This is a genomic window from Kitasatospora sp. NPDC004272 (assembly GCF_053603035.1).
Genome location: NZ_JBSGET010000134.1, coordinates 1 through 24,207, shown reverse-complemented (window position 1 = coordinate 24,207; position 24,207 = coordinate 1). Strand labels below are relative to the sequence as shown.

Below are 24,207 nucleotides of genomic sequence, written 5' to 3'. Positions count from 1 at the left end.
GCCGAGCGGGCCGGGGGCACCGGGGAGGCCGGGGGCGCCGGGCAGCGGTTCGCCGGGGCCGGGGGCGCCGGGCAGGCCCATCAGGCCGGGCGGGCCGTCGGTGGCGAGCATGGTCGCCGCGTAGTTGACCGCGGGGCCGGGCCCGGCGGGGGCGGCGGGCGCGCCGGGCGCGGGGTACGGCGGGGTGGCGCCGAGCGGCACGGGTGCGGGAGGCTGCACGGCCTGCGGCACGGGCGGCACCGGCCCGGGCGCGACGGGAGCGGGCACAACGGGCGCGGGCGGCTGCGGCGCGGGCGGCTCGGCGATCCGGTCGGCCTCGGCGGCGACCGCGGCGGCCCCGGCCTCCAGCAACCACTGCGGGGGGCTGAGCAGGAAGGAGGTGGCCTCGACGTCGCCGCGCACCGGCTTGGCGGCGCCGGCCGGGTTGGGGGCGCTCCCGGTGCCGTACAGCTCCTCGTACTGCCGGACCACCTCGTTGACCGGCAGCGGCGGCCAGAGCGTGCTGGCGCCGCTGTCGCGGGCGATCACCAGGCGCAGCGAGCTGCCGGGGCCGCCGGTGTGCTCGCTGCCGTCGACGGCCCAGCAGACGTAGCCGAGGTCGAACTCGCGGACCTTCACCTCGCGGTGCTGCGAGCGCGGCACCCCGGCGTTGATCCAGTCGTCGGCGGTCTCCTGCGCCTGCGCGTACGTGGTCACCACGTCTCGTCCCTCCCCTGTTCCTTCGGTCAGTTCGCCGGGACGGCGCGGGCGAAGCCGCCGTCCACCATGAGTTCGGCGACGGTCTCCAGCTCCGCGGGGCTGCCGGCCAGCCGCAGCAGGAACGCGTCGAAGCTGTCGCCGCAGGGCAGCAGGAGGCGTTGCACGCGCTGTTCGACGGGCTCCTCGGAGCCGTCGTCGCGGGCGTCGTCGTAAGGCAGGAAGCCGACCGAGCCGGTGCCCTCGCCACGGACCTTGACGGTCAGCAGGCCGCCCTGCAGGTAGGCGACGGCGAGGTGGTCCTTGGTGAGGTGGTCGCGCAGGCACTTGTTGGCGTACACCAGGTCGTCGGTGCCGTACTCCTCGCTGAGGGTGAGGAACGGCTGGTCGACGAGCAGGCCGAGGTCGACGTCGAGGGCGACGCCGACCGGGCCGCGGCCGCCGGTGACCTTCAGGAAGTCCCGGTAGGCGGTGGGCAGCGGGTGGCCGAGGCGCTGTTCGGCGCGCTGGACGAGGTCCTCGGTGACGGTGACCGGGTCCCCGCCGTCCTTGGCGAGCGAGAAGTGCGCGGGGCGGTGGTCCTGGAGCGGGCGGGTGCCGCGGCGGCCGTGGTCGGCGGTGGAGCGGGCCAGGCCGCCGTGGTGCCGCAGCAGGGCCTTGACCTCGACCGGGACGAGTTCCATCCGGCGCCAGCCCTCGGGGGCGCCGCCCACCGCGTGGTGCCAGGTCCAGCCGGGCGGGGTGGCGACGGCGCTGTCCAGGTCGGCCCAGAGCTCGTGGCCCTGGGTGTAGAGCGCGGCGTTCGCCGACACGTAGTCGGTCAGGCGCAGTTCGTCGACGCCGAAGCCCTCCGGCGGGTCGGCGACCTCGGCGACGGCGGCCGCGTACGGCGAGAAGTCGGGGTACCCGTTCTCGTCGACGTGCACGCCCCGGGGGTGGCGCTGGGCCCGGACCGGGTCCGGGAACTGCACCACCTGGCCCGCGTAAGCCGCGTTGGGCACGGCGGTGGTGCCGGGCCGACCTGTCGTCATCTGTGGTCCCCCACTGGCAGAAGCCGATGTCCTCGGGGACCAGCGTAGGGCAACGGCCGTTCGCGTTCGGGGGCACGGGCCCACCCGGCCGGACCGCCCGCCCGGCCGGGTGCCCGGTGCGGGTCAGCGGCGGCGCAGCGCGGCGGCCAGCGCCTCGGCCACCCGGGCCTGTTGGTCCTCGGTGAGCTGCGGGAACAGCGGCAGGGTGAGCAGTTGTCCGGCGGCCCGCTCGGTGACCGGGAAGGCGCCCTCGCCGTGCCCGAGGTGCCGGAACGCGGGCTGCAGGTGCACCGGGACGGGGTAGTGGACGCCGGCGCCGATCCCGGCCTCCTGGAGGGCGGCCAGCACGGCGTCGCGGCCGCGCTCGACCCGGACCGCGTACAGGTGCCAGACGTGCTCGTTGCCGGGCAGGGTGCGCGGCAGGACGATGCCGTCCAGGCCGCCGAGCAGCTTGTCGTAGCGTTCGGCGGCGGCCCGGCGGGCCTCGTTCCAGGCCGGCAGCCGGCGGAGCTTGGCGCGCAGCACCACGGCCTGCAGGGTGTCCATCCGGGAGTTGAAGCCGAACTTCTCGTGGACGTACTTGCGGGCCGAGCCGTGGTCGCCGATCAGCCGCACCGCGTCGGCGAGTTCGGCGTCGTCGGTGACGACCGCGCCGGCGTCGCCGTACGCGCCGAGGTTCTTGCCGGGGTAGAAGCTGGTGGCCGAGATCCGCCCCCAGCTGCCGGACGGCCGCCCGTGCCGGGTGGCGCCCTGCGACTGGGCGCCGTCCTCGACCACCGGCAGGCCGTCGGCGATCTCCAGCAGGCCCTCCATCGGGGCGAGTTGGCCGTTCAGGTGGACGGGCAGCAGCGCGACGGCCTCTCCCGTCCTGGCCGCCGCCTGCTCGACGTCGATCAGCAGGTGCTCCTCGTCCGCGTCCACCAGCACCGGCCGCAGTCCGGCCCGGACCACCGCCTCGGCGGTCGCCACGAAGGTGTTCGCGGGCAGCACCACCCCGCCGCCGGGCTTCAACTCCAGGGCGCGCAGCGCCAGTTCCAGCGCGTCGGTGCCGTTCGCGGTCCCCACCGCGTGCCCGGCGCCGCAGAACGCCGCGTACTCCCGCTCGAACGCGGCCACGTCCGGGCCCTTGATGTAGGCCCCGCTCGCCAGCACCGCGTCGAAGCCCGCGCGGACCTCGTCGGCGATCTCGGCGTGCGAGGCGTGCAGGTCGACCAGGGGGATGTCAGTCACGGGGACGGGACCTCTCAGACCAGGGGCGCGAGGAACTGCGCGAGTCGGAAGACGGACGACGGAAGGATCGCGGCGGGGAGGGGAAGCCGCACGTGCGGGCGCCCCGGCAGCAGCGCGTCGGCGCGTCAGCGCCCCAGCGCCGCCTTGAGCGCCGAGACGACGTGCTCGACCTGTTCGTGGGTGAGCGAGTGGTAGAGCGGCAGGATCAGCGTCCGGGCGGTGATCTCCTCGGTCACCGGCAGCGGCACCCGCCCGGTGCCCTTGTACGGGGCCTCCAGGTGGGCGGCCATGATGCCGCGCCGGGCGGAGACGCCGTCGGCGGCCAGCCGGGTCAGGACCTCGCCGCGGTCGGGGGCGTCCGCGGGCAGCCGCAGCCAGAGCGACTGGAAGTTGGAGCTGCCGTGCGCCGGGTCGTCGACCAGCCGGGCGGCCAGCTCCTCCCCCAGCGACTCCCGGTAGTGGGCGGCGAGTTCGCGCCGCCGGGCGACCATCGCGGGCAGCTTGCCGAGCTGGACGAGTCCGATCGCGGCCTGGACGTCGGTCATCCGGTGGTTGAAGCCGATCTCGTCGTAGGTCTCCACGACGCCCGCCCCGCCCGCGCCGGCGTGCCGGTCGGCGGCCGAGACGCTCATCCCGTGCTCGCGCAGCCGCCGCAGCCGGGCGGCGAGTCCGGCGTCCCGGCAGGTGACCATGCCGCCCTCGCCGGTGGTGAGGAGCTTGCGCGGGTGGAAGGAGTACGCGGCGATCTCGGCGCCGGCCCCGGCCGGGCGGCCGCGCAGCAGGGAGCCGGCGGCGCACGCGGCGTCCTCGACCACGGTGATGCCGCGCGGTTCGGCCAGCGCCCGGATCGCGTCCAGGTCGACCGGGACGCCGCCCTGGTCGACGGCGACGACGGCCCGGGTGCGGTCGGTGAGCAGCGGGGCGACGGTCTCGGGCGTGAGGTTGCCGGTGGCCGGGTCGACGTCGGCGAAGACCGGGGCGGCGCCGACGTAGGTGACGGCGTTGGCGGTGGCGATGAAGGACAGCGAGGGGACGACGACCTCGTCGCCGGGGCCGGCGCCGGCGCCGATCATCGCCAGGTGCAGGGCGGTGGTGCAGGAGGAGACGGCGACGGCGTGCGGCACGCCGACGGCCTCGGCGAACGCCCGCTCGAACGCGGCCACCCGGGGGCCCTGCGCGACCCAGCCGGAGCGGACCGCCTCGGCGGCGGCCTCGGCCTCCTCCTCGCCGAGCCACGGGATCATGACGGGGATGGTGGACATGGTGGTGCTCCTTCGCATCACGCACGGTTCCGCTTGGCGCGGTCCTACGGGGGTGGCGGTGCCCGCCCGCCTGCCGGGGGCCATCCGCCTGCCGGGGGCCGCCCGCCCGCCGGGCGGCTGTGCCCGACGCGGCACTAGACCTGCTCGCGCCACCAGGCGACGAGCCTGCGCAGCCCGTCGGTGAGCCCGAGTTCGGGCTTCCAGCCGAGGTCGCGCTCGGCGGCGGAGACGTCGGCGAGCCGCCGGACCACGCCGCCGGCGGTGCCCCGGGCGGGTCCGTGCTCGACGTCGAGGTCGGAGTCCATGGCGGCGAGCAGCGCGTCGGCGAGGCCGCGCAGCGAGACCTCGGTGCCGGAGGCGATGTTGTAGACCCGGTCGGTGACGGGGGCGGCGGCGGCCAGCAGGTTGGCCCGGGCGATGTCCTCGGTGTAGACGAAGTCCATGGTCTGGGCGCCGTCGCCGAAGATCAGCGGGGGCTGTCCGGCGGCGATCCGCTCCATCCAGCGGATGAACACCTCGGTGTAGCGGCCGTGCACGTCCATCCGGGGGCCGTACACGTTGAAGTACCGCAGGGCGACGTAGTCGAGGCCGTGCATGGCGTGGAAGCTGCGCAGCAGGCCCTCGTTGAAGACCTTGGCGGCGCCGTACAGGGTGTCGTTGTGGTACGGGTGCTGGGTCTCGGGCGTCGGGAAGACGTCCGCCAGGCCGTAGACCGAGGCGGTGGAGGAGGCGACCACCTTGCGCACGCCGGTCTCGGCGGCGGCCTCGACCACGTCGAAGGCGCCGTCGACCATGACCTCCAGGGCGAGCCGGGGTTCGGCGGCGCACTGGGTGATCCGGATCGCGGCGAGGTGGAACAGCACGTCGGTGCCGGGGCCGAGCAGTTCGCGCAGCAGGGCGCGGTCGCGGATGTCGCCGTCGACGACCCGCAGTCGGCCGGGGGCGGCCAGCTCCTGGGCGCGGGCCAGGTTGGCGGCGCGGCCGCGGACGAAGTTGTCGAGGACGACGACCTCGCGGGCGCCGGCCTCGATCAGCTGGTCGACGACGGTGGAGCCGATGGTTCCGGCGCCGCCGGTGACCAGGCAGCGGGAGCCTTCGAGGGGGACGGCGGCGTTCATCGGGCGGTGGCCTTCTGCTGGGCGGGGAGCTGGCGGGTGATCAGACCGGCGTCGTCGGGGCCGTCCAGCGGGACGGTCGCGCCGCCGAGTTCGAGGCTGCGGGAGGCGGCGTGCAGCAGGCGCAGCACGCGCAGCCCGGCGCGGCCGTCGGTGAGCGGGGCCCGGCCCTCGGTGATGGCGGCGGCGAACTCGCCCATCACGTTGCGCAGCGCCTCCTGCTCGACCAGCGCGGGGGCGACCACGTCGCCGACCCGGTAGGAGATCAGGGCGCGGTGCCGGATGGCGTCGGTGAGCTCGTCGGGCGGGGTGAGGTCGACGCCGCGGTCGTGGACGGCGAGCCGGGCCTGCGGGTTGAGGTCGTCCCAGACCAGGGTGCGGCGGGAGCCGCCGATCAGCGTGGTGCGGACCTTGGTCGGGGAGAGCCAGTTGACGTGGCAGTGGGCGAGCGCGCCGTTGGAGAGCCGGAGCGTCAGGTAGGCGACGCAGGCCCGGCCGGCCCCGATCGGGTCGGCGGCCTGGGCGCTGACGCCGACCGGTTCGACGCCCGGCGGCAGCACGAAGTCGAGGATGGACAGGTCGTGCGGGGCGAGGTCCCACAGCACGTCGACGTCGGGCTGGACCAGCCCGAGGTTGATCCGCACCGAGTCGAAGAACTGGACGTCGCCGATCTCGCCGCCGTGCACGAGTTCGCGGATCCGCCGCACCACCGGGGTGTAGCAGAAGGTGTGGTCGCACATCAGGACCAGGCCGCGCTCGTCGGCGAGGGCGACCAGGTCGGCGGCCTCCTCGACGGTGGTGGTGATCGGCTTCTCCACCAGGACGTGCTTGCCCGCCTCCAGGGCGGCCCGGGCCAGCCGGTGGTGCGCGCCGGCCGGGGTGGCGATGGCCACCGCCCGGACCCGCTCGTCGGCGAGCACCTGCTCGTAGGAGGTGGTGGAGGCGACCGTGGAGTACTCGCCGAGGACCTTGCGGGAGCGCTGTTCGTCGAGGTCGCACAGCCAGTGCAGCCGCAGTGCGGCGGTCTGCTGGGCGTTGCGGACCAGGTTCGGTCCCCAGTAGCCGGCGCCGACCACGGCCAGGCCGATCCGCCGGTCGGGTTGCTGTTCGGTGCTGCCCGGTGTGGGCACGTGTTCCCCTGGCGCCTCGTGCGCCACGACGTTCGACCCCATCGCAAGACCCCCCTTGCCGCCGCGTCGCTCGAACGGTACCGGCCCGACCGGGCCCATCGGGGCACAATCGGCAAAACCGGTGCGGGCCACCAGGGGCGCGCGGGGCGGGAGTTCGGCCCTGCGTACACCTCCGCGCGCCCCGTGTCCGCACCCCGGCGCGGCGCGTCGCGAACCGGTTTGGCAGGCTGGACGCCCTGGGGTGAGGATTCACTGTCCGTGGGTCCCGCTACCCTGCGTCATCCACCGTCCGTCAGCAGACCCCCGGCAGCGGAGAACTGCCGGTGCGCCGCACCACAACGCCGAGGAGCAGTCATGGACCAGTCGGGCCCGCCGCCCGTGTTGCGCCACCAGCGCGACAGCCTGCTGCCCGCGGTCGCGGCCGCGCTGTCGCTGCGCGGCGGCGACGTGCACACGCTGGCCGGGGACAAGTCGGAGCTGCCGCCGATACTGCACCCGCTGGTCGGCGAGTTCCTGGCGGGGCTGCCGGTGGAGAAGCGCGAGCGCTTCCTGGGCCGCTGCCCGGAGGCGGCGCTGCTGTCCCAGTACCTCGGGCAGGTCGACGCGGCCCGCTCGAAGCGGGCCTCGCGCAAGCCGATGACGGTGCAGGAGGCGCGCAAGGCGCTCAAGGGGGCCCGGATGACCACGCTGCGGATCCGCGAGGAGGGCGACCCGGCACACGGCACGCACGCCCCGCCGTGCCGCTCCTGCGCCCCGCTGCTGGAGCACCTGAACGTGGCCAGCGTCGCGGTCGGCCCGCCCGCCCGCTAGCGGCCCCGTCCCCCGTCCCCGAACCACCGGAGCACGCCCTGAACGCCAGCACCGTCCGCACCCAGCCCCGCTTCCCCGCCGACGTGGCCGCCGCCCTCAAGCAGGCCGGCTGGCACCCGGGCCGCTGGGAGATACGGCAGGCCGAACTGTGGGCCGACGCCCTGGTCGCGTACGGCGGTCCGCTGGACCCGCAGCACGCGGTGTTCCCGGCCGCGATCGAGGCGTGGGCCGAGTTCGGCGGCCTGGCCTTCGACGTCCCGGGCGCGGGCGACACGCTGGCCCGCACCCCGTTCCTGCTCGACCCGCGCTGCGGCCTGCACGCCCCGCGCACCCTGGCCGACCTCGGCCGGGCCCTGGACACCCGGCTCGCCCCGCTCGGCGAGGAGCTGTACGGGCAGGCCCTGCTGGCGATCGACGAGCGGGGCCGGGTCTACAGCCTCGACCACACCGGCGAGTGGTACCTGGGCCCCAGCGTCGACCGGGCGATCGGCACCCTGGTGCTCGGCCGGGCCCCGCACCGGCTGCGCACCGCGGACGCCGCGGAGTAGGCCCGACCGGCCCGGCCCCGGCCCCGTCCCCGTCCCCGTCCCCGTCCCGAGCCCCTGCCCCTGCCCCTGCCCCCGGCCCGGTCAGCGGGGCGGGGCCACCGCGCGCCGCAGCCGGGACGGCAGCACCGCCTCGACCCGGAACCCGCCGTCCCCCTCCGGCCCGGCGTGGAAGGCCCCGCCGAGCGCGATCACCCGCTCGCGCATCCCGACCAGCCCGTTGCCGCCGCTGGGCAGCGCCACCGGCGCGGCGGCCCCGCCCGGGCACTCGTTCACCACCGACACCCGCACCCCGTTGGGCACGTACGCCAGCAGCACCGACACCCGGGCCCCGCCCGCGTACTTGTGCGCGTTGGTCAGGCCCTCCTGCACCACCCGGTACGCGGTCTGCTCGGCCTCGGCGACGTAGGACCGGCGCTCGCCGCTGACCGTCAGCGCCACCGCCATCCCGGCCACCCGGGACTGCTCCACCAGGGCGGGCAGTTCGGCCAGGCCGCCCACCGGGGCCTCCACCTGCTCCTGCGCCTCGGTCATCCGCAGCACCCCGAGGATCTCGCGCAGTTCGTCCAGCGCCTGCCGGCCGGTCTCGCCGATCAGCTTCGCCGACTGCTGGGCCTTCGCCGGGTCCTTGGGGACGATCCGCTCCACCGCGGCGGCGTGCACCACCATCAGGCTGACCCGGTGCGCGACCACGTCGTGCATCTCCCGGGCGATCCTGGTGCGCTCCTCGACCCGGGCCCGCCAGGCGCGCTCCCGGGCCTGCTCGGCCAGCAGCGTCAGCTCGGTCTCCAGGCCCTGGGCCCGGTCCTTGAGCGACTCCACCAGCCGGCGCCGCGCCCCCACGTACAGGCCGGTCACCATCGGGGCGAGGGCCATGCCGACCGCGACGAACGCGGCGATCACCACGAACACCCAGGTCGGCGGCAGCGGTTCGGTCGGCGGGGCCTTGGCGGGCGCCGTCATCGCGAGCAGCACCATGCCGAAGGTCTCGACCATCGCGACCGCCGACAGCACCACCACCCGGGCCCGCCGCGAGGGCCACTCCCAGGTCGCCGCGAGCGTGTACAGCGACACCACCAGCAGCACCACGCCGAAGAAGCCGGGCACGAACACCAGCGCCACCACCACCGGCACCACCGGCCACCGGCGGCGCACCACCAGCGACGCCCCGGCGAGCGCCCCCAGCACCACGCACACCACCGTGGCGGTCATCCCCCAGTGCAGCCGGTCCCGGACCAGCCCGTACGCGCCGACGGCGCACTCCACCCCGGAGACCGCCGCCAGTCCCACGTCCAGCACCGCGCCGCGCCTTCGCGCCCACCACCACAGGCCGTCCCCCGCCGGCTTCTCACTCATGCCCGACACGATACGCAGTCGCCCCCGCCGACAGGTGCGCCAGCGCACGCCCGGCGGGCTCCCGGCGTTCGGCGACCTGTCCGCCATCCGGCCACCTCTCCGTGCTGGCACCCCGTGCCACCTATGCTGTTGCCCGTCGGACAGCGCGGTCCGCACCCGTCACCCGCACCGCGGTGATGTCAGAGCCGTTGCCGAACCCCACCACCACAGGGAGACAGCCGTGACCGCTCCGGTCCCCACTCCGGCGGACAACCCTTCCGTGATCGCCGACGCGGACGACAATGCCGCGCTGCGTGCGGACATCCGCCGCCTCGGCGATCTGCTCGGGGAGACCCTGGTCCGCCAGGAGGGCCCCGAACTGCTGGGCCTGGTCGAGCAGGTGCGCCTGCTGAGCCGCACCGACGGCGAGGCGACGGCGCAACTGCTGGCGGAGATCGACCTGGAGACCGCCGCGAAGCTGGTGCGCGCCTTCTCCACCTACTTCCACCTGGCCAACGTCACCGAGCAGGTGCACCGCGGCCGGGAGTTCGCGGCGCGCCGGGCCCGGGAGGGCTCGCTGCTGTCGCAGACCGTGGACGAGCTGAAGGAGGCGGACCCGAAGCACCTGGCGGACACCCTGGCCAACCTCGCGGTGCGCCCGGTCTTCACCGCCCACCCGACCGAGGCGGCCCGCCGCTCGGTGCTGAACAAGCTGCGCCGGGTCGGCGAGCTGCTGGAGCGCATCCACCGCGAGCAGGACGTCACCGGCCGGATCGACAGCGCCCGGCAGACCTCGGCCCGCCGCCAGGCCGACCGCCGGCTGGCCGAGGTGATCGACCTGCTGTGGCAGACCGACGAGCTGCGGATCGCCCGCCCGGAGCCCACCGACGAGGCCCGCAACGCCGTCTACTACCTGGACGAGCTGTACCGCGAGGCCGTTCCGGAGGTGCTGGAGGAGCTGCACGAGGAGCTGGCCCGGGTCGGCCTGACGCTGCCCGAGGGCGTGCGCCCGCTGACCTTCGGCACCTGGATCGGCGGCGACCGCGACGGCAACCCGAACGTCACCCCGCGGGTCACCTGGGACGTGCTCAACCTGCAGCACGAGTACGGCATCAAGGACGCCCTGGAGGCGGTCGACGACCTGCGCGCCTCGCTCTCCACCTCGGTGCGCCTGGCCGGGGCCTCGGAGGAGCTGCTCGCCTCGCTGGACGCCGACCTGGAGCACCTGCCGGAGCTGAGCCCGCGCTACAAGCGGATGAACGCCGAGGAGCCGTACCGGCTGAAGGCCACCTGCATCCGGATCAAGCTGGAGAACACCCGCGACCGGCTGGCCGCGGGCACCGCGCCCACCCCGGGCCGCGACTACGTCGGCACCCGCGACCTGATCGCCGACCTGCGGCTGATCCAGGACTCGCTGCGGGCGCACCGCGGCGGCCTGATCGCCGACGGCCGCCTCGCCCGGGCGATCCGCACCATCGAGGCGTTCGGCCTGCAGCTGGCCACCATGGACGTGCGCGAGCACGCCGAGGCGCACCACCACGCGCTGGGCCAGCTGTTCGACCGGCTCGGCGAGGAGGCGTGGCGCTACACCGACATGCCGCGCGAGTACCGCCAGCGCCTGCTGTCCAAGGAGATGCGCTCGCGCCGCCCGCTGGCCCCGACCCCGGCGCCGCTGGACGCCGCGGGCGCCAAGACGCTGGGCGTGTTCACCACGATCCGCGAGGGCTTCGAGCGCTTCGGCGACGAGATCGTCGAGTCGTACATCATCTCGATGTGCCAGGGCGCCGACGACGTGTTCGCGGCCGCGGTGCTGGCCCGCGAGGCCGGCCTGATCGACCTGCACGCGGGCATCGCCAAGATCGGCATCGTGCCGCTGCTGGAGACCACCGACGAGCTCCAGGAGGCCGACCGGATCCTGGACGAGATGCTCTCCGACCCGTCGTACCGGCTGCTGGTGTCGCTGCGCGGCGACATCCAGGAGGTCATGCTCGGCTACTCGGACTCCTCGAAGTTCGGCGGCATCACCACCTCGCAGTGGGAGATCCACCGCGCCCAGCGCCGGCTGCGCGACGTCGCGCACCGCTACGGCATCCGGCTGCGGCTCTTCCACGGCCGCGGCGGCACCGTCGGCCGCGGCGGCGGCCCCTCGCACGAGGCGATCCTCGCCCAGCCGTGGGGCACCCTGGAGGGCGAGATCAAGGTCACCGAGCAGGGCGAGGTGATCAGCGACAAGTACCTGCTGCCGTCGCTGGCGCGGGAGAACCTGGAGCTGACCCTCTCCGCCACGCTGGCCGCGTCCGCGCTGCACACCGCGCCCCGCCAGGCCCCCGAGGAGCTGGCCCGCTGGGACGCCGCGATGGACCAGGTCTCCGAGGCCGCGCACACCGCGTACCGCGCCCTGGTCGAGCAGGAGGACCTGCCGAAGTACTTCTTCGCCGCGACGCCGGTCGACCAGCTGGCCTCGCTGCACCTGGGCTCCCGCCCGTCCCGCCGCCCGGACAGCGGCGCGGGCCTGGACGGCCTGCGGGCCATCCCGTGGGTGTTCGGCTGGACCCAGTCCCGGCAGATCGTGCCCGGCTGGTACGGCGTGGGCTCCGGCCTGGCGGCGGCCCGCGAGGCCGGCCTGACCGACGTGCTCGACGAGATGCACGGCAACTGGCACTTCTTCCGCAACTTCCTGTCCAACGTCGCGATGACGCTGGCCAAGACCGACCTGCGGATCGCCCGCCACTACGTCGAGCAGCTGGTCCCGGCCGAGCTGCACCACGTCTTCGACCAGATCGTGGCCGAGCACGACCTCACCCTGCGCGAGGTGCTGCGGCTGACCGGCGAGTCGGAGCTGCTGGAGCACAACGAGGTCCTCAAGCAGACCTTCAACGTGCGCGACGCCTACCTCGACCCGATCTCCTACCTGCAGGTCGCGCTGCTGCGCCGGCAGCGCGAGGAGGTCGCGGCCGGCCGCCCGGAGGACCCGCTGCGCGCCCGCGCGCTGCTGCTCACCGTGAACGGCATCGCGGCGGGCCTGCGCAACACCGGCTGACCGGTCCCGCCCGCGGCACGACGGCGGCCCGCCCCCTCGTTCACCGAGGGGGCGGGCCGCCGTCCGTCGTCCCGCGTCAGACCTTCTTGCGCTTGCGCAGCCAGGCGGCCGCCCCGCCGGCCACCACCACCAGGCCGCCGCCCACCGCGTACACGCCGGACGAGCCGACGGAGCCGGTGGGCGGGGCGAGCCGGGCGGCGGCGGGCTCCGGACCGGTGCTGGGTTCGGCGGCCGCGGCGGCGCCGGCGGTCCACCCTCCGGCGGCCAGGCACAGCACGGTGCCTCCGACGACCTTGCCCACTCGCTTCGACCGGATCACGGTCCATACCCCCATAGACGGCACTTCAATCCCTGCTGTACCGGCTTCGACGGTATCGGATTCCGTGGCCTTTCTGACCCCGGGTCAGCTTCCTGGGGGCAAGCGTTGCATGAACGTTGTGTACGGAAGGTGGTGGCGGGCGGGTCAGGAGTTGTAGTTCTGCTGGGCCCGCTCCAGGCCGTCCGAGAGCAGCGCCTCGACGGCGTCGGCGGCCCGGTCGACGAACCAGTCGAGGTCCTTGCGCTCGGTGGCGGAGAAGTCCTTGAGCACGAAGTCGGCGACCTCCATCCGGCCGGGCGGGCGGCCGATGCCGCAGCGGACCCGGTGGTAGTCGGGACCGAGCGACTTGGTGATCGACTTGAGGCCGTTGTGGCCGTTGTCGCCGCCGCCGGTCTTCAGCCGCAGCGCGGCGTAGTCGAGGTCGAGCTCGTCGTGGACGGCGACGACCGCCGACGTCGGCACCTTGTAGAAGTCGCGCAGCGCGGTGACCGGACCGCCCGAGAGGTTCATGAAGGTCATCGGCTCGGCGAGGACGACCCGCCGGCCCGCCAGCCGCCCCTCGGCGACCTGGGCGCGGCTCTTGTGCGCCTTGAACCTGGCGCCGATCCGCTGGGCCAGCAGCTCGACCACCATGAAGCCGATGTTGTGCCGGTTGCGGGCGTACTCCTTGCCCGGGTTGCCGAGGCCCACCACCAGCCAGGGGCCGTCGTACTCGCTCATGCCGCTCCTCACGCGGGTGTTCTCCGTACCGTCACATCATCCCGGACACGCCGCTGCCCCGGCCGTCCGCGCACGGGGGCGGGACGGCCGGGGCAGCGAAGCGGTGGTGATCAGGCCTCGGAAGCGGCCTCGTCGGCGGCGGCCTCGGTCTCGGCCTCCTCCTCGGTGGCCTCGGGGGCCTGGGCGCCGATGACCTGCAGCACGACGGCGTCGGCCTCGACGGCCAGCGAGACGCCGGACGGCAGGGCGATGTCGCCGGCGGTGATGGCGGCGCCGGCCTCCAGGCCCTCGACCGAGACGGTGACCGACTCGGGCAGGTGGGTGGCCTCGGCCTCGATCGGGAGGGCGTTCAGCACGTTCTCGATCAGGTTGCCGCCGGGGGCCAGCTCGCCCTCGGTGTGGACCGGGATCTCGACGGTGACCTTCTCGCCGCGCTTGACCAGCAGCAGGTCGACGTGCTCGATGGTGCGCTTGATGGCCTCGCGCTGCACGGCCTTCGGCAGCACGAACTCGTCCTTGCCCTCGATCGGGACGACCAGCAGGGCGTTCGGGGTCTTGAGCGCCATCATCAGGTCGTGGCCGGGCAGGTTCAGGTGCACCGGGGCGTGGCCGTGGCCGTAGACGACACCGGGGACGAAGCCGGCGCGACGGGCGCGACGGGCGGCACCCTTGCCGAACTCGGTGCGGGACTCGGCGGCGATGCGGATCTCGGACACGACTGCACTCCTCGTGAAGCGAAGGGGTGCAGGAACGACAGAACCGCCGGGCCACACCCTCAAGTGTTGGGGGGACGCTCGGCGGTTCGATCAAGGCGCATCGTTCTCGCGCGTCGATCACGGAGCACCAGAAGGGCATCCCTCGCCGAGCAGTCTCCCAAGACTAACCGGGGTGTGGCACGGACGTGAAATCGGCCCCCCGCTCGACGTGGAGCGGGGGGCCGACCGACGGTCTGACGAGGGGTCAGTGCACGCCCTCGAAGAGGCTGGTGACCGAGCCGTCCTCGAACACCTCGCGCACCGCGGCGGCGATCGACGGGGCGATCGACAGCGTGGTGATCTTGTCCAGCTGGAGCTGGGCCGGGGTCGGCAGGGTGTTGGTGAACACGAACTCGCTGACCCGGGAGTTCTTCAGCCGGTCCGCGGCGGGGCCGGAGAGCACGCCGTGGGTGGCGGCCACGATGACGTCGGCGGCACCGGCGTCGAACAGCGCGTCGGCGGCGGCGCAGATGGTGCCGGCGGTGTCGATCATGTCGTCGACCAGGACGCAGACCCGGTCCTTGACGTCACCGACCACCTCGGCGGACAGGATGGTGTTGGCCTGCGACATGTCGCGGCGCTTGTGGATGATCGCCAGCGGGGCGCCGAGGCGGTCGCACCACTGGTCGGCGACCTTCACCCGGCCGGCGTCCGGGGAGACGATGGTCAGCTTGGAGCGGTCGGGGACCCGGTTGCCGACGTAGTCGGCGAGCATCGGCAGCGCGAACAGGTGGTCCACCGGGCCGTCGAAGAAGCCCTGGATCTGCGCGGTGTGCAGGTCCACGGCCATCAGCCGGTCGGCACCGGCGGTGCGGAGCAGGTCGGCGACCAGGCGGGCCGAGATGGGCTCGCGGCCGAGGTGCTTCTTGTCCTGCCGGGCGTAGCCGTAGAACGGCAGGATCGCGGTGATGCTGCGGGCCGACGCGCGCTTGAGCGCGTCGATCATGATCAGCTGCTCCATGATCCACTGGTTGATCGGAGCCGTGTGGCTCTGGATCACGAAGCAGTCCGCGCCGCGGGCGGAGTCCAGGAAGCGGACGTAGATCTCGCCGTTGGCGAAGTCCAGCGCCTTGGTCGGGACGAGTTCGGTGCCCAGCTCGCGGGCGACCTCCTCGGCAAGTTCGTGGTGGGCACGGCCGGAAAAGAGTTTGAGCTTCTTCTCACCGGAGGTCGTGATCCCGCTCACTGCACCGTCTCCTCGTGTATTGCCACTCTGGGTGAGTACGCCGAGGCACGGCCGAACAGGCCCGATGGCGCACGTGTGTACTTCAGGTTACGCGCCCCGCCGCCGGTCCGGCGGCCGGGGACCACTCCTCAAGATCCCCGGCCGCCCCGTGCGACTACTGCGTCCCAGCCGCCTCAGCGGCCGCCCGGGCGGAGGCCGAACCCGGCCGCTTCCGCTCAACCCAGCCCGCGATGTTGCGCTGCTGGGCCCGCGCGACGCCCAGCGAACCGGCCGGGACGTCGTTGGTGATCACCGACCCGGCGGCCGTGTAGGCGCCGTCACCGACCGTCACCGGGGCGATGAACATGTTGTCGGAACCCGTGCGGCAGTGGGCCCCGATGACCGTCCGGTGCTTGTTCACCCCGTCGTAGTTCACTGTGACGGACGCCGCACCGACGTTGGTGCCCTCGCCGATCGTCGCGTCCCCGATGTACGACAGGTGCGGGACCTTCGCCCCCTCGCCGAGCTCCGAGTTCTTGATCTCGACGTAGGTGCCGGCCTTCGCCCCCCGGGCCAGCCTGGTGCCGGGCCGCAGGTACGCGTACGGGCCGACGGTCGCCTCCGGGCCGATCTCGGCGCGGTCGGCCGTGGTGTTGCTCACACGGGCGCCCGCGCCGACCGCGGTGGCGGTCAGCGTGGTGTTCGGGCCGACCTCGCAGCCCTCGCCGAGGTGGCTGGCGCCGTGCAGCTGGGTGTTCGGGTGGACCAGCGCGTCCGGCTCGTAGGTCACCTGCACGTCGAACCAGGTGGAGGCCGGGTCGACCACGGTGACGCCGGCCCGCATCGCGTCCGCCAGCAGCCGGTCGTTGAGCAGCCGGCGGGCCTCGGCCAGCTGCACCCGGTCGTTGATGCCGACGATCTCCCGGTGGTCGGCGGCCACCGCCGCGCCGACCCGGTGGCCCTCGCGGCGCAGGATCCCCAGGGTGTCGGTCAGGTACTCCTCGCCCTGCGTGTTGTCGGTGCCGACCAGCGACAGGGCCAGCGCCAGCAGCTTGGCGTCGAAGGCGAACACCCCGGAGTTGATCTCGTCCACGGCGAGCTGCTCGGCGGTGGCGTCCTTGTGCTCGACGATCGCGGTGACCTCGCCGTCCGGGCCGCGCAGGATCCGGCCGTAGCCGGTCGGGTCGGGGACCCGGGCGGTCAGCACGGTGACGGCGTTGCCCTGCTCGGCGTGCGCGGCGGCCAGCGCGGCCAGGGTGGCGCCGGTGAGCAGCGGGGCGTCGCCGGTGGTGACCAGCACGGTGCCGTCCGGCTCCACGCCGTCGGCGGCGAGCGCCTCCAGCGCGGTGCGCACGGCGTGGCCGGTGCCGTTCTGCTCGGTCTGGACGACCGGGCGGGCGGCCGGGTAGTGCTCGGCCAGGTGCGCCTGGACCAGTTCGCGCAGGTGGCCGACCACCACCACCAGCTGGCGGGGCGTCAACTCCTGGGCCGCGCTGACCGCGTGGCCCACCAGGGAGCGGCCGCAGATCTCGTGCAGCACCTTCGGCAGGGCCCTGGACTTCATCCGGGTGCCGCCCCCGGCGGCGAGCACGATCACGGCGGCAGGCTGGTTGGCACTCACGCGGGAGGACTCCTCGGTCGATGCGGGATTGAGGGCGCACCGAGGATACCGAGCGGAAAACAACGGAAACCGTCCGAAACGGTCCGGAGGGCCGGAAACCGGCCGGAAGGGGCTCCGCCGCTAGGATTCGAACCCAGACAAAGGCCTCCAAAGGGCCCTGTGCTGCCATTACACCACGGCGGAAAGTGCGCGTCGCGCGCCCAGCACAGCCTACGGGTTGACGGCCCGTTGCTCCACCACCTTCGGCGAAGGCACACGAACGACGCCCCGTCCCCGGCCCGCCGACCGCCCGGGAACCGGGGGGCGAACAGTGCGACACGTCCGCCCGGGGCCCTTCCGCTTGTCCGGGCCCGGTACCTACGATGCCGTAGGTTACGGCCACGTAGGTATCTGTCGGACCCTCTCCCCCAGGAAGCGCCATGACCATTGAGGCCGGGCAGGCGCCGCCGCGCGCCGCCGAGAACGACCGCACCGCCACCGCGGACGACCGCACCACCGCCGAGCGGGGCGCGACCATACTGTCCGCGACCAGGGGCGGCGAGAAGCAGGGCGCGCTGGAGCGCGTGACGCTGTCCCTGTTCATCGCCGTGCCGTTCCTCGCCGTGGCCGCCGCCGTCCCGCTGGCCTGGGGCCGGGGGCTGTCCTGGCTGGACGCCGGCCTCGCGGTCGGCATGTACTTCCTGACCTGCCACGGCATCACCGTCGGCTACCACCGCTACTTCACCCACGGCGCCTTCAAGGCCAACCGCCCGCTGCGCCTGGGCCTGGCGGTGCTCGGCTCGCTGGCCGTCGAGGGCCCGCTGGTGCGCTGGGTCGCCGACCACCGCAAGCACCACCGCTACTCCGACAAGGACGGCGACCCGCACTCGCCGTGGCGCTACGGCGAGAGCGTCCCCGCCCTGCTCAAGGGCCTGTGGTGGGCGCACATGGGCTGGATGTTCGACGAGGAGCAGACCCCGCAGCTGAAGTACGCCCCCGACCTGGTCCGCGACCCGGCCATAAGGCGGATCTCCCGGCTGTTCTGGCTGTGGACGCTGCTCTCGCTCGCGCTGCCCCCGGTGGTCGGCGGCCTGGTCACCTGGAGCTGGCAGGGCGCGCTGAGCGCCTTCTTCTGGGGCTCGCTGGTGCGGGTCGGGCTGCTGCACCACGTCACCTGGTCGATCAACTCGATCTGCCACGCGGTGGGTTCGCGCCCCTTCAAGTCCCGCGACCGCTCCGGCAACGTGTGGTGGCTGGCCGTGCTGTCCTGCGGCGAGTCCTGGCACAACCTGCACCACGCCGACCCCACCTCGGCCCGGCACGGCGTGCTCCGCGGCCAGGTCGACTCCTCGGCCCGGGTCATCCGCTGGTTCGAGCGGGCGGGCTGGGCGCACGACGTCCGCTGGCCCGGCGCGGAGCGGATCGCCGCCCGCCGCGCCGCATGAGGCAGCGCCTGCAGCATGATGGGGGGGTGAACGGGACCAACGGAGACAGCGCCGGCCATCGGCAGCCCTCGCGCCGCAGCGGGGGCAAGGCGGCCGGCCGGGTGCGGATGACCGGCAAGCAGCGCCGCGAGCAGCTGCTGGAGATCGGCCGGACGGTCTTCGCCGAACGCGGCTACGACGGCACCTCGGTGGAGGAGATCGCCGAGCGCGCCGGGGTCTCCAAGCCCGTCGTGTACGAGCACTTCGGCGGCAAGGAGGGCCTGTACGCGGTGGTCGTCGACCGCGAGATGCAGCTGCTGCTCGACATGGTCACCGGTGCGCTCACCGGCGGGCACTCCCGCGAGCTGCTGGAGCAGGCCGCGTTCGCGCTGATGGACTACATCGACACCTCGACCGACGGCTTCAAGATCCTGGTCCGGGACTCGCCGGTGGCCCAGTCCACCGGCTCGTTCGCCTCGCTGATCGGCGACATCGCCACCCAGGTCGAGGACATCCTCGGCCTGGAGTTCAAGTCCCGGGGCTTCGACGCCCGGCTGGCGCCGATGTACTCGCAGATGCTGGTGGGCATGGTGGCGCTGACCGGCCAGTGGTGGCTGGAAGTGCGCAAGCCCGCCAAGGCGGAGGTCGCCGCCCACCTGGTCAACCTCGCCTGGCACGGCCTGGAGGGCCTGGAGCGGCACCCCAAGCTGGTCGGCGACCGCAAGAACTGACGACCGGCCCGGGCCGCATCGGGATCCCGGGCCGCCCTCCGCGACAGGAGCACCCGTGGCGGTCTTCCTGCTGGCCCTCGGCGCCGCCTGCTGCCTGGGCGCCGGGTTCGTCCTGCAGCAGCACGCCGCCCAGCGCGCGCCCAGCGGCGACCTGCTGCGCTGGCGGCTGCTGCTCGACCTGATGCGGATGCCCGACTGGCTGCTCGGCATCGCCTTCATGATCGGCGGCCAGGTGCTGTCCGCGCTCGCCCTCAGCCAGGGCGAGGTCGCCCTGGTCGAACCGCTGCTGGCCACCAACCTGGTCTGGGCGATGCTGCTGGCCCGCCGGATCACCGGCACCCGGCTGGGCCGTCCCGGCTGGATCGGCGTCGCCCTGATCGCCCTCGGCGTCACCGCGTTCATCGCCGCCGGGCAGCCCCGGGGCGGCGGGGCCGCCGCCGGGCCGCTGCGCTACTGGCTGGTGTTCGGGGTCGTCTCCGGCCTGGCCCTGCTGCTGGTCGCGGTGGCCCGCCGGCTGCCGCTGTTCGAGGAGGCCACCCTGCTGGCGCTGGCCGCCGGCCTGCTCTACGGCCTGCAGGACGCGCTCACCCGCACCACCTTCGACCGGATCGACCGGGACGGGGCGGCGGCCGCCCTGGTCTCCTGGCCGCCGTACACGGTGCTCGGGCTGGGCGTGATCGGCCTGCTGCTGGTGCAGTCCGCGTTCGAGGCGGCGCCGCTGCGGATGTCGCTGCCCGCGCTGACCGCCGCCCAGCCGCTGGCCGGGATCGCCTGCGCGGTCGGCTTCCTCGGCGACCGGCTGCGGGTCACCCCGGGGGCGCTGGCCTGGCAGAGCGCCGGGCTGGCCGCGATCGTGGTCGGCGTCGTGGTGCTGGGCCGCCACCCGGCGCTGCCCGGCGCGAAGTGACGCCGCGTCAGCGCTTGACGGCGACGGCGAAGACCCGGCGGAACGGGAACAGCGTGCCGTGCTCGGTCGCCGGGTACGCCCGGCGCAGCAGCGCCCCGTACTCGGCCAGGAACTCCGCCCGCTCCGCCGCCCCGGGCAGCAGGTCCAGCACCGGGCGCAGGGTGGAGCCCTTGACCCACTCCAGCACCGGGTCGGGCCCCGGCAGCACCATCGTGTACGTGCTCTCCCAGACGTCCGCGGTGCAGCCCGCCGCCAGCAGGGTCCGCGCGTAGCGGTCCGGTGCGTGGCAGGAGGCGTCCGGGCGGGCGGGGGCCAGCCGGTCGCGCCAGCGCGGGGCGCGGCGCAGGTCGGCGAGCAGGGTGTGACTGGGGGCGGCGAAGTTGCCGGGCAGCTGGAAGGCGATCACCCCGCCGGGGCGCAGCGCGGCCGCCCAGCGGGGCAGCAGTTCCAGGTGGTCGGCGGTGTCGGTGTCCATCCAGTGCAGGGCGGCGTTGGAGGCGATCAGGTCGGGCCGCTCGGGCGCCGGGTCGTAGCCGGTGACGTCCTGCTCCCGGTACTCGGCGACGGGCCCGCCGTCGGCGCGGCGGGCCTCGGCGAGCAGGTCGGGCGAGGAGTCCAGGCCGAGCAGCCGGGCGTCCGGCCAGCGGCGGCGCAGCGCGGCGGTGGAGTTGCCCGGTCCGCAGCCGAGGTCCAGCACGGTGGGGCGGGGCGGGAGTTCGGGGACCCGGGCGAGCAGGTCGGCGAACGGGCGGCCCCGCAGGTCGGCGTAGCGGAGGTACTGGTCGGCGTCCCAGTGGGTGGGCACGGTGCGGCTCCCGAAAGTATCTCGACGTCAAGATATCTGTGTGACGCCGAGAGTTCCTTTGTTATCTCTTGATGTCAAGAGACTTCACATCGACACACCCCCCGATACACTGATCGTCATGGAGGACGAGGTCGACCGCCTGGTCGCAGCATGGCGCCGAGAGCGCCCCGACCTCGACGTGGAACCGCTTGAGGTCCTCAGTCGGGTGAGCCGCCTCGCCCGGCACCTGGACCGCGCCCGCCGCACCGCCTTCGCCGAGCACGGTCTCGAACCCTGGGAGTTCGACGTCCTCACCGCGCTGCGCCGCGCCGGGGCCCCCTACCAGCTCTCCCCCGGCCAGCTCCTCACCCAGACCCTGGTCACCTCCGGCACCATGACCAACCGGATCGACCGCCTCACCGCCAAGGGCCTGGTCGTCCGCCTCCCCGACCCCGACGACCGCCGCGGCGTCCTGGTCCGCCTCACCGACGCCGGCCGCGACAAGGCCGACCAGGCCCTGGCCGGCCTGCTCGCCCACGAGCGCGAGATCCTCGCCCAGCTCGCCCCCGCCCAGCAGACCGAACTCGCCGGCCTGCTGCGCAACCTGGTCGCCCCCTTCGACCGCGCGGGGCAGTAAAGAACGGCGAAGGGGACATACCAGGGGCTCGGGGAACGGCGAGCCCGGGTCTGCTGACGGTTCACTGCCGCCCAGCGCATCTGCTTCCGGTTCTGTTTACGGCACGCAGCAGCACGGACCTCCGACGGGCTCCGGCCGTCAGCAGCACGGACTCGCCGTTCCCCGAGCCCCTGATTTCGCCTCCCGCCGTTCTCAACCGAGCCTTTGGTGGTGCTCTGCCTAGAAGCCGTCCGGGTACGGGGTCGCCAGGGCCGGGGTCTTGGGGCGGGCGGTCTGGTAGCCGGGGAGGAGGGCGGCGAGGCGCTCGCGAACCTCGGGGTCGGAGTTGACGGTCGCCGCGCCGTAGAGGCCGGTGAGGCCGCCCGCCAGGTCCTCGGGGACGGTGGCGTGGTCGGCGACGGTGGCGAAGATCCGGGGGTGGGCGGTGGGGAGGCGTTCCTCGTTGTCGGAGAACAGCGCCTCGTTGAGCTTCTCCCCGGCCCGCAGGCCGGTGTAGCGGATCTCCACCTCGTCCGCGCCGAGCTGCACCTGTTCGGCGAAGTTGTGCACCAGGTCGACGATCCGGACCGGCTCGCCCATGTCGAGGACGAACACCTCGCCGCCCTCGGCCATCCGTCCGGCCTCCAGGACCAGGCCGACCGCCTCCTCGATGGTCATGAAGAACCGGGTGACGTCGGGGTGGGTGACGGTGACCGGGCCGCCGCTGCGCAGCTGTTCCTCCAGCACGGACAGCAGCGAGCCGCGCGAGCCGAGGACGTTGCCGAAGCGGACGGCGGCGAAGACGCCGGTGCCCAGGTTGCGGGCGTCCCGGGCGTTGGCCTGGACGATCAGCTCGGCCAGCCGCTTGCTGGCGCCGAGGACGGAGGTCGGGTCGGCGGCCTTGTCGGTGGAGATCAGCACGAAGCGCTCCACGCCGGTGGCCAGCGCGGCCTCGACCAGGTGGTCGGTGCCCAGCACGTTGGACTTGACCGCCTCGCTGGGGTGGCGTTCCAGCAGCGGCAGGTGCTTGTGCGCGGCGGCGTGGAAGACCACGTCGGGGCGCAGGTCGCGGAAGATCTGCTGGATCCGGGGGCGGTCCCGGATGTCGGCGATCACCAGGGACTCGTCGGTGAGCAGCGCCTCGCCCCAGATGTCGAGCTGGAGCCGGTGCAGGTTGGACTCGTCGTGGTCGAGCATGTAGAGCGCGGCGGGCCCGAACGCCTGGACCTGGCGGCACAGTTCGCTGCCGATCGAACCGCCGGCGCCGGTGACCAGGACCCGGCGGCCCTCGATCACGGTGCGCACGTCCGGGGAGGCCACGTGCACCTCGTGCCGGCCGATCAGCCGGTTGACGTCCAGGGTGCGCATGTCGGAGCCGACCACCTCGCGGCGCAGCGCCGACAGGAAGGACGGCAGGTAGCGGACGGCCGCGCCGGCGGCGGCCGCGGCGGTGGCGAGTTCGCGCACCCGCTGGTGCGGGAGGCCGGGGATGGCGAGGACCACGACCTGGACGCCGTGGGCGAGGGCCAGGCCGGTGAGGTCGGCGAGCGGGCCGAGGACGGGGCTGCCGGAGACGTCCAGGCCGGCCTTGCCGGGGTCGTCGTCCAGCACCCCGACCGGTTGGAGCCCGAACTCCGGGGTCCGGTCCAGGTCGCGGACCAGGGCGGTGCCGGCGGAGCCGGCCCCGACGACGAGGGTGCGCAGGCCGGTCGAACCGGCCCGCTGGGCGGGCAGCAGGGTGCGGGCCCCGGGCGGGCGTGCGGCAGTGCGGTGCGGCGACATCAGACCTCCGGTCTACCTGACTCACGGAGTGGAGCGTGCGGGAAGGGGCGGGGCTCGTTCAGCCCGCGCCGGGGCCTGTGACAGAGGCGACGGTCGGCGGAGGGACGGGAGCGGGCGCGGCTGGCGGCCCGGGCGGGTCGGTGGGGGCGATCCCGGCCCGGCGGGCGACCGCGACCGCCGCGAGCGTGGAGTGCACTCCCAGTTTGCCCAGGACGTTCTGCATGTGGGTGCGGACGGTGTGCGGGGAGAGGAACAGCCGCTCCGCGACGGCCTGCCGGCCGAGGCCGGCGACCATGCAGCGCAGCACCTCCTCCTCGCGGGGGGTGAGCGCGGCGACCAGGCGCTCGCTCTCCGAGCGGTCCCGGCGGGCCGAGGTCAGTTCGCGGATCACGCCGGTGAGCAGCGCGGGCGGCAGGTGCGTCTCGTCGCGCCGGACGCCGCGCACCACGGTCATCAGCGCGCCGAGCGTGCTCTCCCGGGCCACCCAGCCGTGCGCCCCGGCCTGCAGCGCGCGGGCGGCCCGCTGCGGGTCGTCCGCGGCGGCCAGCAGGACGGCCCGCACCTGCGGGTGGGCCCGCCTGATCCGGGCGACCAGGGCGATCCCGTCGGTCAGCGGCCGGGTCTCCTCGACCTGCCCGCCCACCACCTGACCGTGCGTCAACTGTGCTTCCACCGGCTTGGGTTGCCCCCTCGACGGGGCGCGCCGGGGCGCGGGTAACGAGGCCGGGCCGCGGGTCGGCGGCGGCACGGCGCCCAGGTCGACGTCGACCAGCACCACGTCGTACGGGCGGTGTTCGGCCACCGCCCGCTCCAGCGCGCGTTCGGCCGCCGCCGCACTGCCCGCCGCCCTGACGTCCACGTCGGGTTCCGCGGCCAGTGCCGTGGCGAGCGCCTCGGCGAAGATCCGGTGGCCGTCGACCACCAGGACGCGTGTACGCCCCATTCGTCCTTGCCCCCCTGCTCCTGGCCCGACCCCCACCGGTGCCTTGGACCGCCCGGTGAATGGAGGGCGGTCCCACCCAGCCTACGGGCGCCCGCCAGTACGCGTGGGGGTTTGGTGAAGTTCCTGTACACAGGGTCTTCGGGGGTGGTGATCGGGCCCGGGAGCGGGCAGGTCAGGCGCGGTGGGCGAGGGTGAACTCCCAGGCGTCGGCGACGATCCGGTCGAGGTCGGGGTGGCGCGGGGTCCAGCCGAGGGCCTCGCGGGCGC

General features: G+C 74.1%; 21 protein-coding genes, 1 tRNA gene and 1 pseudogene. 7 read left to right on the top strand and 16 right to left on the bottom strand.

Annotated features, from left to right (window positions below; genetic code table 11):
* From ACWEO5_RS30860 to ACWEO5_RS30835, 6 genes and pseudogenes are all read right to left on the bottom strand, one after another.
* A pseudogene (locus tag ACWEO5_RS30860) lies at positions 1–699 on the bottom strand (SUKH-4 family immunity protein); the annotation flags it as partial.
* 26 nt (positions 700–725) lie between these two features.
* On the bottom strand, positions 726–1,727 hold the full coding sequence (locus tag ACWEO5_RS30855; protein WP_344554179.1) for an HNH endonuclease: 1,002 nt from the start codon (positions 1,725–1,727) through the stop codon (positions 726–728).
* 123 nt (positions 1,728–1,850) lie between these two features.
* The gene (locus tag ACWEO5_RS30850; RefSeq protein ID WP_452165468.1) at positions 1,851–2,957 is read right to left on the bottom strand and encodes a DegT/DnrJ/EryC1/StrS family aminotransferase; all 1,107 of its coding nucleotides are present in this window, start codon (positions 2,955–2,957) and stop codon (positions 1,851–1,853) included.
* Between the two features lie 125 nt (positions 2,958–3,082).
* Positions 3,083–4,219: a DegT/DnrJ/EryC1/StrS family aminotransferase gene (locus ACWEO5_RS30845; RefSeq protein ID WP_452165467.1), complete on the bottom strand. Its 1,137-nt coding sequence runs from the start codon at positions 4,217–4,219 to the stop codon at positions 3,083–3,085.
* A gap of 134 nt (positions 4,220–4,353) precedes the next feature.
* Positions 4,354–5,337, bottom strand: coding sequence for an NAD-dependent epimerase/dehydratase family protein (locus ACWEO5_RS30840; RefSeq protein ID WP_452165466.1), 984 nt, complete (start codon positions 5,335–5,337; stop codon positions 4,354–4,356).
* A complete protein-coding gene (locus ACWEO5_RS30835; protein WP_452165465.1) occupies positions 5,334–6,464 on the bottom strand; it encodes a Gfo/Idh/MocA family protein in 1,131 nt (376 codons plus the stop codon). The genes ACWEO5_RS30840 and ACWEO5_RS30835 overlap by 4 nt, the downstream gene beginning before the upstream one ends.
* A 354-nt stretch (positions 6,465–6,818) precedes the next feature.
* On the opposite strand from ACWEO5_RS30835, the gene ACWEO5_RS30830 reads away from it, so the two are divergent.
* Both ACWEO5_RS30830 and ACWEO5_RS30825 read left to right on the top strand, forming a co-directional pair.
* Complete coding sequence (locus tag ACWEO5_RS30830; RefSeq protein WP_344554174.1) at positions 6,819–7,274, top strand: YwqJ-related putative deaminase; 456 nt, start codon at positions 6,819–6,821, stop codon at positions 7,272–7,274.
* A gap of 83 nt (positions 7,275–7,357) precedes the next feature.
* Positions 7,358–7,822, top strand: coding sequence for an SUKH-3 domain-containing protein (locus tag ACWEO5_RS30825; protein ID WP_452165464.1), 465 nt, complete (start codon positions 7,358–7,360; stop codon positions 7,820–7,822).
* A gap of 81 nt (positions 7,823–7,903) precedes the next feature.
* On the opposite strand, the gene ACWEO5_RS30820 is transcribed toward ACWEO5_RS30825, so the two are convergent.
* Positions 7,904–9,175, bottom strand: coding sequence for a sensor histidine kinase (locus tag ACWEO5_RS30820; RefSeq protein ID WP_452165463.1), 1,272 nt, complete (start codon positions 9,173–9,175; stop codon positions 7,904–7,906).
* A 259-nt stretch (positions 9,176–9,434) separates the two neighbouring features.
* Here ACWEO5_RS30820 and ppc point away from each other — a divergent pair, with 259 nt between their 5' ends.
* Positions 9,435–12,194 carry a phosphoenolpyruvate carboxylase gene (gene ppc, locus ACWEO5_RS30815; RefSeq protein ID WP_452165469.1) on the top strand — a complete coding sequence of 920 codons (2,760 nt, stop codon included), beginning with the start codon at positions 9,435–9,437 and terminating at the stop codon, positions 12,192–12,194.
* A 76-nt stretch (positions 12,195–12,270) separates the two neighbouring features.
* Here the strand turns inward: ppc and ACWEO5_RS30810 are convergent, their stop codons facing one another.
* The 6 genes from ACWEO5_RS30810 to ACWEO5_RS30785 all read right to left on the bottom strand — a co-directional run bounded on the left by ACWEO5_RS30810 (position 12,271) and on the right by ACWEO5_RS30785 (position 16,957).
* Complete coding sequence (locus tag ACWEO5_RS30810) at positions 12,271–12,528, bottom strand: LPXTG cell wall anchor domain-containing protein (RefSeq protein ID WP_344554170.1); 258 nt, start codon at positions 12,526–12,528, stop codon at positions 12,271–12,273.
* 129 nt (positions 12,529–12,657) lie between these two features.
* Complete coding sequence (pth, locus tag ACWEO5_RS30805) at positions 12,658–13,233, bottom strand: aminoacyl-tRNA hydrolase (protein WP_344554169.1); 576 nt, start codon at positions 13,231–13,233, stop codon at positions 12,658–12,660.
* A gap of 110 nt (positions 13,234–13,343) precedes the next feature.
* Complete coding sequence (locus tag ACWEO5_RS30800) at positions 13,344–13,949, bottom strand: 50S ribosomal protein L25/general stress protein Ctc (RefSeq protein WP_452165462.1); 606 nt, start codon at positions 13,947–13,949, stop codon at positions 13,344–13,346.
* A gap of 244 nt (positions 13,950–14,193) precedes the next feature.
* On the bottom strand, positions 14,194–15,174 hold the full coding sequence (locus ACWEO5_RS30795; protein ID WP_344554167.1) for a ribose-phosphate diphosphokinase: 981 nt from the start codon (positions 15,172–15,174) through the stop codon (positions 14,194–14,196).
* Positions 15,175–15,328: 154 nt separating this feature from the next.
* A complete protein-coding gene (glmU, locus tag ACWEO5_RS30790) occupies positions 15,329–16,774 on the bottom strand; it encodes a bifunctional UDP-N-acetylglucosamine diphosphorylase/glucosamine-1-phosphate N-acetyltransferase GlmU (RefSeq protein ID WP_452165461.1) in 1,446 nt (481 codons plus the stop codon).
* Positions 16,775–16,886: 112 nt separating this feature from the next.
* Positions 16,887–16,957: transfer RNA gene (locus ACWEO5_RS30785), tRNA-Gln, on the bottom strand.
* A 236-nt stretch (positions 16,958–17,193) separates the two neighbouring features.
* On the opposite strand from ACWEO5_RS30785, the gene ACWEO5_RS30780 reads away from it, so the two are divergent.
* The 3 genes from ACWEO5_RS30780 to ACWEO5_RS30770 are packed head-to-tail and all read left to right on the top strand — an operon-like array spanning position 17,194 to position 19,815.
* A complete protein-coding gene (locus ACWEO5_RS30780) occupies positions 17,194–18,198 on the top strand; it encodes an acyl-CoA desaturase (protein ID WP_452165460.1) in 1,005 nt (334 codons plus the stop codon).
* 26 nt (positions 18,199–18,224) lie between these two features.
* Positions 18,225–18,908, top strand: coding sequence for a TetR/AcrR family transcriptional regulator (locus ACWEO5_RS30775; RefSeq protein WP_030921941.1), 684 nt, complete (start codon positions 18,225–18,227; stop codon positions 18,906–18,908).
* Positions 18,909–18,963: 55 nt separating this feature from the next.
* The gene (locus tag ACWEO5_RS30770; RefSeq protein ID WP_452165459.1) at positions 18,964–19,815 is read left to right on the top strand and encodes a DMT family transporter; all 852 of its coding nucleotides are present in this window, start codon (positions 18,964–18,966) and stop codon (positions 19,813–19,815) included.
* A gap of 7 nt (positions 19,816–19,822) precedes the next feature.
* On the opposite strand, the gene ACWEO5_RS30765 is transcribed toward ACWEO5_RS30770, so the two are convergent.
* Entirely contained in the window at positions 19,823–20,620 is a 798-nt protein-coding gene (locus ACWEO5_RS30765) for a methyltransferase domain-containing protein (protein ID WP_452165458.1), read from the bottom strand.
* 118 nt (positions 20,621–20,738) lie between these two features.
* Here ACWEO5_RS30765 and ACWEO5_RS30760 point away from each other — a divergent pair, with 118 nt between their 5' ends.
* A complete protein-coding gene (locus ACWEO5_RS30760; RefSeq protein WP_452165457.1) occupies positions 20,739–21,236 on the top strand; it encodes a MarR family winged helix-turn-helix transcriptional regulator in 498 nt (165 codons plus the stop codon).
* Between the two features lie 219 nt (positions 21,237–21,455).
* Here ACWEO5_RS30760 and ACWEO5_RS30755 read toward each other — a convergent pair whose 3' ends face one another.
* Together ACWEO5_RS30755 and ACWEO5_RS30750 are read right to left on the bottom strand one after the other, a co-directional pair.
* The gene (locus tag ACWEO5_RS30755; RefSeq protein WP_452165456.1) at positions 21,456–22,997 is read right to left on the bottom strand and encodes a polysaccharide biosynthesis protein; all 1,542 of its coding nucleotides are present in this window, start codon (positions 22,995–22,997) and stop codon (positions 21,456–21,458) included.
* Between the two features lie 58 nt (positions 22,998–23,055).
* Positions 23,056–23,940, bottom strand: coding sequence for a LuxR C-terminal-related transcriptional regulator (locus ACWEO5_RS30750; RefSeq protein ID WP_452165455.1), 885 nt, complete (start codon positions 23,938–23,940; stop codon positions 23,056–23,058).
* Between the last annotated feature and the right edge of the window lie 267 nt (positions 23,941–24,207).